Genomic DNA, 11,309 nt, shown 5'->3' on the forward strand with positions numbered 1-11,309 from the left:
GTGGCCGAGTGGCCGGGAGATCGGTGGCTGGGTGGCCCGGGCGGCTGGGCGGCTGGGCGGCCGGGTGGCCGGGTGGCCGGGAGATCGGTGGCTGGGTGGCCGGGCTCCGGGGGATCGGTGGCCGAGTGGCCCGGTGGCCGGGGGATCGGTGGCTGGGTGGCCCGGGCGGCTGGGTGGCCGGGTGGCGAGTGGTGGGGGTTCGGGAGGTGTGGGTGCGTTGTGGTTCGTCGCGCGGTTCCCCGCGCCCCTAGGTTTCTCAGCCGTCCGGCGTGTGAGGACGCGTGGCCGAAGGGCGGGCACGGGGCGCAGCCCCGGACGTCAGCCCCCACCAGCCCCGCGGCAGCGGTCTCGGGAAGGGGCGGGGAGGGGCAAGCGCCGCAGGCCACGCTCGCCACCCACCGCCCGCGCGGAGCACGGCGCCCCCCTACTCCACCGCCCCCGACAGCCCCGACTCCAAGAGCCGGCCCCCGTCCCACACCACCCCCACCTGCCGGAAGTACGCCCCGATCGGCTCCCGGACCTCCAGCCGGGCCAGCTCCTCCGTGGGCGACTCGAAGAGCGAGAGCTCCGCGTCCGCCGACCATGCCGGTCCCGCCTCGAACGACGCCGCGCCGGCCTCGACCAGCTCGTCCAGTGCCAGCCCCTTCCCCTTCTCGATCGAGGGGAGCCACCGGTTGTGGATCATCGGATGCCCGTTCACGAACCCGCTCGTCGCGCTCTGCGCGCGCAGCGTGAACGTCGCCTCCGCCAGCCGCCGGTCCGCCGCGGCGAGCGTCGCCCCGAACCGGGCCCCCGCCTCGATCCGCGGAGCGGGCCCGTACGGATGCGGACGGGTCTGGTGCATCGACCCGAGCTTCTTCGGGTACCCCTGGTGCAGCCCGCGGGCGATCGCGAAGTCCTTGTCGACCCAGATGTAGACGCACCGTGAGTAGGTCCGCCCCCGGTAGGAGCACCGGACGACGGCGAAGGTCTCCTTGTACTGTGCCCGCACCGGGTCGAGCAGCTCCTCCCGCGACGCCGAGCAGGACTGCCAGTCCGCCCAGATCAGTGCGACCGCTCCCGGGTCCTCGTCCGCCAACTCCAGTGGTGCGGGCAGGAGTTCACGTACACGCTCGGGATCGGTCCGGTACTCGACGGTCAGCAGGTCGCCGGAGTAGTGCCACGGTGGCGCCGGGATCAGCGACGACGTGCCGGTCGCCGTCTTGGGGTGGAAGTAGCCGCGAACGGTGCTCACGTCAGTGCTCCTTGAGTGTGGACGGAAGAGTTCAGCGCGGCGCGGTACCCCGCCGCCTTCGCCACCACGGCGGGCCCGCCGAGCGCCACCACCCCGACGAGGCGCCCGCCCCCGTCGTGGTAACCCACCAGCACGTCGCCCGCCGCGCCGTCGTCGCCCGGCTCCCCGTCCAGTACGCGCGCGTCCCCCAGGCCCAGCGCGGGCGCGCCGAAGGACTGGATCCGGTACCCGTACTGGTCGCTCCAGAAGGACGGCAGCGGTGCGAACGCCTGCTGCTCGTGCCCGAGCAGCGCCTTCGCCGCGTGCTTCGCGCTGTCGCCGGGCACCGACCAGTGCTCGATCCGCCGGGCCACCGCGTCGTACCGGGGGTTGGGGAACCGTGCGACGTCGCCGACCGCGACGACGCCCTCCGCGACGCGGAGCTGGGTGTCGCACAGCACTCCGTCGCTCAGGTCGAGCCCGTTGCCGGTCAGCCACTCCACGTTGGGCAGCGAACCGACCGCTTCGACGACCGCGTCCGCCCGCACCAGGGACCCGTCGTCGAGGACGGCGCCGGTGACCTGCCCGTCCGGACCGGTGAAGCGGGCCACCGTACGCCCGAGGGCGAAGCGCACGCCCTGTGCGCGGTGGCGTGCCAGCAGTTCCTGCCCGAGCAGTTCGCCCAGCGGCCCGACCATCGGCAGCGGCAGCGGGTCGACGACCGTCACCTCGGCGCCGAGGCCGCGGGCGGTGGCGGCGACCTCGCAGCCGATGAAACCGGCGCCGACGACGACCACGTGCGCACCGGGCCGGAGTGCGGCCCGCAGCGCCCGTGCGTCGTCGATCGTACGGACGGTGTGGCGGCCCCCGGCAGGACCGGGGGCGCCGAGCCTGCGTGGTCGCAGCCCCGTGGCGACCACCAGGCCGTCGTACGGCAACTGTTCGCCGTCGGCCAGCGTGACGACCCGTCCGGCGAGATCGGCCGAGGTCAGCGCAGTCCCGAGCCGCCACACCACATCGGCCGCGGCGGGCTTCGGACGGAAGGCCAGCGACTCGAAGCCCGCCTTCCCGGCGAGGACTTCCTTGGAGAGCGGCGGCCGGTTGTACGGCATGTGGGGCTCGTCGCCCAGGACGACGAGCTCGCCCGCGAAGCCCGCCCTGCGCAACTGCTCGGCGACGCGCAGCCCGCCGAGGGACGCTCCGGCGACCAGGATGCGATCGGAACTGCGATCGACGGCCACCTGCTCAGTCCTCAATGGTGATGGCCTGGAGCGGGCAGACGTCCGCCGCGTCCTCGACGTCCTCGCGCAGCGACTCGTCGGGTTGGGCGACGTACACCAGCTTTCCGCCGTCGTCGAGTTGGAAGACCTCGGGGGCCGCGAAGACGCACTGACCGTGGTCCTTGCAGATGTCGATGTCCACGACGACCTTCATGAGCGGGTCCTCTCGGTCGGGGAGGGCGGTGAGTCGCATCAACTCGTTTGAGTTCAAACAAGTTAATCCCCATGGCTCGATCCGGTCAACCACCGTGCGGGGGCGGGGAAAGTTGTCGGTCACCCCTTGTGGGCGCGTCGAGCCCCTGCATATCTTTTGGAGTCAAACGACACGGAGGATCCCCGGTGAGTGCTCAACAGTCCCCGTTGCCCTCGCAGTCGGCCACACAGCCCGTGCCGGCGGCACGGCCCGCGCCCGCGGCGGATGCCGCCGCCGCCGCGGATGCCCCCGTCGGCACTCTCCCGGCGGGCGTCACCCCCGCCGGGACCCCTCCGGCGGACGGTCCCGCCTCCGCCGGTCCTGCCTCTGCCGGTCGTTCCTCTGCCTCCGCTCCTCCCGCCTCCGCCGGTCCCGCCGGTGCCGCCCCCCGGTACGCCGCGCTCGCGCCGGAGTTGCGCGAACCGCTGGAACGGCTGGCCGCCCAGGGTCAGGAGATCGACGTCGTACGGGTCACCTTCCCCGACCTCCTCGGTACCGACAGGGCCCGCGACATCCTGGTCGAGCACCTGCCCTCCGCCTGCGGCCACGGCCTGGCCTTCTGCCGCGCCGTCTATCACACGTCGCCGCGCGGCGACACGGTCGACGTGGCGGGCGGACTCGACGCGGGACTGCCCGACATCGTCGTACGCCCCGACCTCTCCACCCTCGTCGCACTGCCCTGGGAGCCGGGCGTCGCCTGGTGCCTGGGCGACGTCAGCGACCCGGTCACCGAAGCCCCGGCGCCCGAGTCCCCGCGCGGCGTCCTGCGCCGGGTCCTCGACGCGTGGGCCGAACACGGCCTGACCCCGATCGTCGGCCCCGAGCTCGAATACTTCCTGTGCGAGCCCGCCCCCGGCACGCCCACCGGCTGGCAGCGCTACGCCGAGGCCCCGGGCAACATCTACACGGCCGGCCTGCGCGGCGACCCCGAGCGCCACCTGCTCCGTACGATCCGCCACCTGCGCGATCTCGGACTCAGGGTCACGGCGGGCAACCACGAGTACAGCAGCGGCCAGTTCGAGATCAACCTCGACCACTCCGAGGCCCTGGACGCCGCGGACCGTGCCTTCCGCTTCAAGGCCGCGGTCAAGGAACTCGCCCGCAAGGAAGGGAAATTGGCCACCTTCATGGCCAAGCCCTTCAACGACGAGGGCGGCTCCGGCTTCCACCTCCACTTCTCGGCATTACGAACCTCTTCGGGGGACAGCGCCTTTGACGACCCGTCATCGACGCACGGTCTCTCGGAAACAGCCCGCCACGCACTCGCCGGTGTCCTCGCCCACGCCCCGGCGCTCGCCGCACTCCAGAACCCCACCGTCAACTCCTACAAGCGCTTCGGCCCGGACACCCTCGCCCCCTGGCTGATCGACTGGGGCCTGGACAACCGCAGCGCCATGATCCGCATCCCGCCGGAGCGCGGCGCCGCCTCCCGACTGGAACTCCGCCTCGGCGACGCCAGCGCCAACCCGTACCTGCTGCTCGCCAGCACCCTCGCCGCCGCCCTGCTCGGCATCCGCGCGGGCGACGAACCCCCCGCCCCGATCCACGGCTACGGCTACGACGCGACCAAGGCGCCCCAGCTGCCCGCGAACCTGACCGTCGCCCTCGACGCCCTGGTCGCCGACGGCCCGCTGACGGAACTGCTCGGCAAGGAGTTCACCTCCTCCTTCCTCGCCTACAAGCGCAACGAGGTCGAACGCTTCCAACAGCACGTCACCGACTGGGAGTTCAGCGAGTACGCGTACCACCTCTAGATCTCCAGGTCCCCAGATCGCCCAGGAGTCGCACCCATGCCCCACCCGATGCCCCTCTCCGCAGTCGACCTCGCCGACCCGGACAAGTTCACCGACGGTGAGACGCCCTGGCGGATGCTGGACACCCTGCGCCGCGAGGACCCCGTCCACTGGCAGCCCGAACCCGCGCCCAACAGCGGCTTCTGGGCGGTCACGAAACACGCCGACATCGTCGCCGTGGACCGCGACCCGGACACGTACACCTCCACCCGTTTCACCAACCTGGAGGAGGTGGACGACGACCAGATCGCCATCCGCCGCTCCCTCCTCGAAACCGACGGCCTGCGCCACCAGGCCATGCGCCGCCTGCTCCAGAAGCCCTTCACCCCCAGGGCGGTCGCGGCCTACGGCGACTTCCTCCGCGTCCTCACCCGCCGCACCCTGGACCAGGCCCTCGCCGAGGGAAGCTTCGACTTCGTCGAGGAAGTCTCCGCCGACTTCCCCATCAACGTCCTGGCCCGCATGCTCGACGTTCCGCCGGACGACACCCAGCAGCTCATCGACTGGGGCAACCGCATCATCGGCAACACCGACCCCGACTATGCCGACGTACTCCTCCACAGCGAGGAGAGCGAGAGCTACCGCAACCTGCCCTTCCGCAGCCCCGCCGCTCTCGAAGTCTTCGCGTACGGCCGCAAGTTGGCCTCCGAGCGCAAGGGCGGAGACGGCACCGACCTCGTCAGCCTCCTCGTCAACCAGACCCCCAGGGACGGCGTCCCCCTCACCCCCACCGACTTCGACAACTACTTCCTCCTGCTGGTCGTCGCGGGCAACGAAACCACCCGCCACGCCATCTCCCACTCCATGCTCGCCCTCATCCAGCACCCGGCGGAACTCGCCAAACTCCAGGCCGACCCCACCCTCATCCCGTCCGCCGTCGAGGAATTCCTCCGCTGGGCGTCCCCCGTCTACCACTTCCGCCGCACCGCGACCCGCGACACGGAACTGGGCGGTAAGCACATCAAGGAGGGCGACAAGGTCGTCCTGTGGTTCGCCTCCGGCAACCGCGACGAAGAAGTCTTCCCCGCCCCCTACACCTTCGACGTCACCCGCACCGACATCGACCACGTCACCTTCGGCAAGGGCGGCCCGCACTTCTGCCTCGGCAATGCCCTGGCCCGCCTCGAAATCCAGATCCTCTTCGAGGAACTCCTCCCACGCCTGTCCTCCATCCGCCTGACGGGCGAAGTCCCGCGCGTACGAAGCAACTTCGTGAACGGGATCAAGAGGCTGCCGGTGGAGGTCACGCTGGTGTGAGCTGCGAGGCAGCTTCCGGCACGGGTGGAGGGCTGTCCCTACTATGGCCCCGTGAAAACTCGGATGATCGTGCTCAACGGTGGTTCCAGCTCGGGGAAGTCCAGGATCGCCCGGTGTCTGCAGGCGGTGTTGCCGGATTCGTGGCTGTCGCTGAGTCTGGACACCTTCGTGGACGCGTTGCCCGCGTCCCTGCGGGAGGGGGGCTCCGGTATCGGGTTCGCCCCCGACGGCGGGGTCGCTGTCGGGGACGAGTTCCGGCGGCTGGAGGAAGCCTGGATCGCGGGGGTCGTCGCGATGGTGCGGGCCGGGGCGCGGGTCGTCGTCGACGAGGTGTTCCTCGGCGGAGCCGAGTCGCAGGCGCGGTGGTTGAAGGCGATCGACGGTGACGTCGAGGTGCTGTGGGTGGGCGTGCGGTGCGAGGCAGGGGTGGCGGCGGCGCGGGAGGCCGCGCGGGGGGACCGGGTCGGTGGAATGGCCGCCGCACAGGCGGAGCTGGTGCATGACGGGGTGTCGTACGACTTCGAGGTCGACACCACGCGCAGGGGACCGGAGGAGTGTGCGCGGCTGATCGCCGAGCGGGCGGAGTAGGGAGAGCGGGGCCCTGCGGCGTGCAAGGGCCCCACGATGCGGCCCTACGGCGCGTAGGGCCCCACACGATGCGGCCCTACGGCGCGCAGAGTCCCACCCCATGCGGCCCTGCGGGGTGCAGGGCCCCCACGATGCGCCACTACTGCAAGCAGGACGGCCCCAGCAGCACCTTCAGGTCTCCGTACAGCGCCGGGTCCGCCTTCACCCGGTGCCGGTCCAGCCGCAGCACCGTCGTCTTGCGCGGGCCCTGGAGCTTGATCCGTACCTCCGTGTCGCCCCGGTGGTGGGAGAGGATCTCGCCCAGCTTGCCGACCATGGGCGGGGTGACCTTGACGGTGGGGATGGTGAGGACGACGGGTGCGTTGGTACCCGCGTCGGAGATGTCCGGGACCTGGAGTTCCATCGCGACCAGGCGCGGGATGTCCTCACGCTTGTCGAGGCGGCCCTTGACGAACACCACGGTGTCTTCGGTGAGTTGGGTGGAGATCAGCTGGTACGTCGCCGGGAAGAACATGCACTCGATGGAGCCCGCCAGGTCCTCGACCGTCGCGATCGCCCACGCGTTGCCCTGCTTGGTCATCTTGCGTTGCAGGCCGGTGATCAGGCCGCCGATCGTGGTGACCGAGCCGTCCGAGAAGTCGCCGCTGGTGAGCGAGGCGATCGCCGCGTCGGCCTTGTCGGAGAGGACGTGCTCCAGACCGAAGAGCGGGTGGTCGGACACGTACAGGCCGAGCATCTCGCGTTCCTGCGAGAGGAGGAAGGACTTGTCCCACTCGATGTCGCCGATGGGGGTGTCGAGGCCGAAGCCGGGGGAGTCGTCGGGGCCGTCCGAGCCCAGGTCGCCGAAGAGGTCGAACTGGCCCTCGGCCTCCTTGCGCTTCACCTGGACGACCGCGTCGACCATGTTCTCGAAGACGGCGGACAGGCCCTTGCGGGTGTGGCCCATCGCGTCGAAGGCGCCCGCCTTGATGAGGGATTCCGTCGTGCGCTTGTTGCAGACGACCGATTCGACCTTGTCGAGGTAGTCGGGGAAGGAGGCGTACTTCCCCTTCGCCTTGCGGCACTTGACGATCGAGTCGACGACGTTCTGACCCACGTTGCGGACCGCCGTGAGGCCGAAGACGATCACGTCGTCGCCCTGCGGGGTGAAGTTGCCCGCCGACTCGTTCACGTCCGGCGGCAGCACCTTGATGCCCATGCGGCGGCACTCGTTGAGGTACAGGGCCATCTTGTCCTTGTCGTCCTTGACGGACGTGAGGAGACCGGCCATGTACTCGGCGGGGTAGTTCGCCTTGAGGTAGGCGGTCCAGTACGAGACCAGGCCGTACGCCGCCGAGTGCGCCTTGTTGAACGCGTAGCCCGCGAAGGGGACCAGGACGTCCCACACCGCCTGGATCGCCTCGTCCGAGTAGCCGCGCTCCCGGCAGCCCTTCTGGAACGGGACGAACTCCTTGTCGAGGACTTCCTTCTTCTTCTTGCCCATGGCGCGGCGCAGGAGGTCGGCCTGGCCGAGGGAGTAGCCGGCCAGGACCTGCGCCGCCTTCTGCACCTGCTCCTGATAGACCACCAGGCCGTAGGTGATGCCCAGGACTTCGGAGAGCGGCTCCTCCAACTCCGGGTGGATCGGGGTGATTTCCTGCTGCTTGTTCTTGCGCAGGGCGTAGTTCGTATGGGAGTTCATTCCCATCGGGCCGGGTCGGTACAGCGCCGACACGGCGGAAATGTCTTCGAAGTTGTCGGGCTTCATGAGGCGGAGAAGGGACCGCATCGGGCCGCCGTCGAACTGGAACACGCCCAACGTGTCGCCGCGCGCGAGGAGTTCGTACGTCGGGCCGTCGTCGAGGGGGAGGGAGAGGAGCTCCAGGTCGATGCCCTTGTTGGCCTTGATGGCCTTCTGGGCGTCCTGCATGATCGTCAGGTTTCGCAGGCCCAGGAAGTCCATCTTGAGGAGGCCGAGCGACTCGCAGCTCGGGTAGTCCCACTGGGTGACGACCACGCCGTCGTTCTTCGGGGAGAAGACCGGGGCGTGGTCGATGACCGGCTCGCTCGACATGATGACGCCGGCCGCGTGCACGCCCATCTGGCGGACCAGGCCCTCGATGCCGCGTGCGGTGTCGATGACCTTCTTGACGTCGGGCTCGTTCTCGTACATTCCCCGGACCTCGCCCGCCTCGCTGTAGCGGGGGTGCTTGGGGTCCGTGATGCCGTTGAGGTCGATGCCCTTGCCCATGACGTCGGCGGGCATCGCCTTGGTGATGCGGTCGCCCATGGCGTACGGGTAGCCGAGGACGCGGGCGGAGTCCTTGATCGCGTTCTTGGCCTTGATGGTGCCGTACGTGCCGATCATGGCGACCTTGTCGGCGCCGTACTTCTCCGTCACGTACCGGATCACCTCACCGCGCCTGCGCTCGTCGAAGTCGATGTCGACGTCGGGCATGGAGACGCGCTCCGGGTTGAGGAACCGCTCGAAGATCAGGCCGTGCGGGACGGGGTCGAGGTCGGTGATGCCCATGGCGTACGCGACGATCGAACCGGCGGCGGAGCCTCGGCCGGGACCGACCGCGATGCCGTTGTTCTTGGCCCACATGATGAAGTCGGCGACCACGAGGAAGTACCCCGGGAAGCCCATCTCGATGATGATGCCCATCTCGTAGTCGGCGAGCTTCTGGCGGTCCTCCGGGACGCTGTTGTTGAAGCGCCGGTTCATGCCGATGCGCACTTCCTCGCGGAACCACGACACCTCGTCGTACCCCTCGGGCACGTCGAACTTCGGCATCAGGTTCTTCGGCTCGAACATCCCCGCCGTGTCGACCCGGTCCGCGATCAGGAGCTGGGTGTTGCGGCAGCCCTCCAGCCATGCGTCCGAGGAGTCGATCGCGTACATCTCGGCGGCCGTCTTCAGGTGGTAGCCCGAGCCGTCGAAGCGGAAGCGGTCCGTGTCGGAGATGTTCGAGCCGGTCTGGATGCAGAGCAGGGTGTCGTGGGCCGCCGCCTCGGACGCGTACGTGTAGTGCGAGTCGTTCGTGACGACGAAGGGCGCCTGGATCTTCTTCGCGACCTCAAGGAGGCCCGAGCGGGCCCGCCGGTCGATGTCGATGTCGTGGTCCATCAGCTCGACGAAGAAGTTCTCCTTGCCGAAGATGTCCTGGAACTCGCCCGCCGCCTTGACCGCCTCGTCGAGCTGGCCCAGCCGGATCTTGGTGGAGATCTCGCCCGACGGGCAGCCGGTGGTGGCCATCAGGCCCTCGCCGTACTCCTGGAGCAGCTCGCGGTCCATGCGCGGCTTGCGGAAGAAGCCCTCCAGGCTGGCGCGGGACTGGGCGCGGAAGAGGTTGTGCAGGCCGGTGTTGTTCCGTGCCCACATCGTCATGTGCGTGTAGGCGCCCGCGCCCGCGACGTCGTCGCCCTTCTGGTGCGGGGCGCCCCACTTCACCGGCTTGTTGTGACGGCGGGACTCGGGGGCGAGATACGCCTCGATGCCGATGATCGGCGTGATGTCGGCCTTCTTGGCCTGGTGGAAGAAGTCGTACGCCCCGTGCAGATTGCCGTGGTCGGTCATGGCGATGTGCGTCATGTCCATCTCGCCGCACGCCTTGAACATGTCCTTGAGCCGGGCCGCGCCGTCCAGGAGCGAGTACTGGGTGTGAACGTGCAGGTGCGTGAACGGCTGATCGGCCACGGGGACGTGCCTTCCGGGGGAGGGGCGGCTGGGGTACGGCACGCCGAAGCGGCCTGGGGCACAGAGCTGCCCCGGGGAGGCGTACGAGGTGTCGGAGACCCCCGAGCCTACCTCTCCCAGAGAGCTGATCAAGGCCGCTCACAGGACCGCGCGACTTGGTGTTTGTGCAGGTCAGAGCCGCTATTCCGGGAAGAATGCGAGGTCAGAGAGATGTGAGAAATACCTGTGGATCCCGATGATCGGCGCGCCTAGGCTGTGGCCCCGTGTCCATCGAACTGCACCACCACGCCGTCGTAGCAGACGCCCACAACGACCTCCTCATGGCGGTCACCGCCCGGCCGCCCCGGCGCTGGGCGAGCTTCTTCCGCGAGCGGTGGCTGCCGCAGCTCCAGGAGGGCGGGGTCGACCTCCAGGTCCTCCCGGTCTTCATCGGGGACGCGTACCGCCCCGAGGGCGCCCTCCGCGAGACCCTCCGCATGATCGAGTGCGCGCACGTCCTCGCCGAGGGAAATCCCGATTCCGTACGGCTGTGTCTCGACGGCGACGACATCGACGCCGCGCACGCGGCCGGCAGGATCGCGCTCGTCCTCGCCCTGGAGAGCGCGCCGGGCGTGGACGCCTCCGTGGAGCTGTTCCCCACCCTCTTCCGGCTGGGCGTACGGGTCGCCTCGCTCGCCCACTGGAGGCGCACCCCGCTCGCGGACGGCAGCGGCGAGGACGCCACCGGCAGCAGGCTCACCGAGGCGGGCGTCGAAGCCCTCTCGATCATGGAGAGCCTCGGCATGATCTACGACGTCTCGCACCTGAACGCCGCAGGCGTCGCCCACGTCCTGGAACTGGCCACCCGCCCCGTCATGGCCACCCACTCCTCGGCCCGCGCCCTGCGCGACCACCACCGCAACCTCACCGACGAGCAACTGCGCGGCATCGCCGCCACCGGCGGCACGGTCTGCGTGAACTTCCTCCCGGAGTTCCTGGCCGCCGACCCCGCCGACTGCACCCTCGACCGGCTCGCCGACCACTTCCTGCACGTCCTGGACGTGGTGGGCCCGGACCACGTCGGCATCGGCGCCGACTTCATCGAGGAGGTGGACCACGACACGATGCCGCGCTGCTGCGAGGAGGAACCGTACGGATACCCCGTCTCACTGCCCGGCCTGTCGGGCCCGCGCGGGCTGCCGCTGGTGACGGAGGCGCTGCTGGGGCGGGGCGTCCAGGAGGACGTACTGCGCAAGATCCTCGGCGGGAACGTGCTGGAGCTGTTCCGCAAGGAGCTGGGCCGGGCGAAGTGAGACACCTCCTGGTG

General features: G+C 69.9%; 8 protein-coding genes. 4 read left to right on the top strand and 4 right to left on the bottom strand.

Features of this window, described 5'->3' with window-relative positions; all coding sequences use genetic code 11:
- Positions 1-424 precede the first annotated feature (424 nt).
- The 3 genes from ACWGIG_RS16400 to ACWGIG_RS16410 are packed head-to-tail and all read right to left on the bottom strand — an operon-like array spanning position 425 to position 2,647.
- Positions 425-1,234, bottom strand: a complete 810-nt coding sequence (locus tag ACWGIG_RS16400; RefSeq protein WP_453322276.1) for an acetoacetate decarboxylase family protein — start codon at positions 1,232-1,234, stop codon at positions 425-427.
- The gene (locus ACWGIG_RS16405; RefSeq protein WP_453322281.1) at positions 1,231-2,427 is read right to left on the bottom strand and encodes an NAD(P)/FAD-dependent oxidoreductase; all 1,197 of its coding nucleotides are present in this window, start codon (positions 2,425-2,427) and stop codon (positions 1,231-1,233) included. The genes ACWGIG_RS16400 and ACWGIG_RS16405 overlap by 4 nt, the downstream gene beginning before the upstream one ends.
- 31 nt (positions 2,428-2,458) lie before the next feature.
- Positions 2,459-2,647, bottom strand: coding sequence for a ferredoxin (locus ACWGIG_RS16410; RefSeq protein WP_453322282.1), 189 nt, complete (start codon positions 2,645-2,647; stop codon positions 2,459-2,461).
- Between the two features lie 464 nt (positions 2,648-3,111).
- Between ACWGIG_RS16410 and ACWGIG_RS16415 the strand changes: the two genes are divergently transcribed.
- The 3 genes from ACWGIG_RS16415 to cpt all read left to right on the top strand — a co-directional run bounded on the left by ACWGIG_RS16415 (position 3,112) and on the right by cpt (position 6,324).
- Positions 3,112-4,440 (top strand): glutamine synthetase family protein, encoded by a 1,329-nt coding sequence (locus ACWGIG_RS16415; protein WP_453322283.1) that lies wholly within the window; start codon positions 3,112-3,114, stop codon positions 4,438-4,440.
- 36 nt (positions 4,441-4,476) lie between these two features.
- Positions 4,477-5,736: a cytochrome P450 gene (locus tag ACWGIG_RS16420; protein WP_453322277.1), complete on the top strand. Its 1,260-nt coding sequence runs from the start codon at positions 4,477-4,479 to the stop codon at positions 5,734-5,736.
- Positions 5,737-5,799: 63 nt separating this feature from the next.
- Positions 5,800-6,324: a chloramphenicol phosphotransferase CPT gene (cpt, locus tag ACWGIG_RS16425; RefSeq protein WP_453322284.1), complete on the top strand. Its 525-nt coding sequence runs from the start codon at positions 5,800-5,802 to the stop codon at positions 6,322-6,324.
- A 139-nt stretch (positions 6,325-6,463) separates the two neighbouring features.
- On the opposite strand, the gene dnaE is transcribed toward cpt, so the two are convergent.
- Complete coding sequence (dnaE, locus tag ACWGIG_RS16430; protein ID WP_453322278.1) at positions 6,464-10,003, bottom strand: DNA polymerase III subunit alpha; 3,540 nt, start codon at positions 10,001-10,003, stop codon at positions 6,464-6,466.
- A 263-nt stretch (positions 10,004-10,266) separates the two neighbouring features.
- Here dnaE and ACWGIG_RS16435 point away from each other — a divergent pair, with 263 nt between their 5' ends.
- On the top strand, positions 10,267-11,295 hold the full coding sequence (locus tag ACWGIG_RS16435) for a dipeptidase (RefSeq protein WP_453322279.1): 1,029 nt from the start codon (positions 10,267-10,269) through the stop codon (positions 11,293-11,295).
- Positions 11,296-11,309 lie beyond the last annotated feature (14 nt).

This window comes from Streptomyces sp. NPDC054863, assembly GCF_053610825.1.

Excerpts from the sequence above, each read along its gene's own strand:
- cpt (WP_453322284.1), top strand. The coding sequence starts at position 5,800 with ATGATCGTGCTCAACGGTGGTTCCAGCTCGGGGAAGTCCAGGATCGCC.
- ACWGIG_RS16410 (WP_453322282.1), bottom strand. The coding sequence starts at position 2,647 with ATGAAGGTCGTCGTGGACATCGACATCTGCAAGGACCACGGTCAGTGC.
- ACWGIG_RS16420 (WP_453322277.1), top strand. The coding sequence starts at position 4,477 with ATGCCCCACCCGATGCCCCTCTCCGCAGTCGACCTCGCCGACCCGGAC.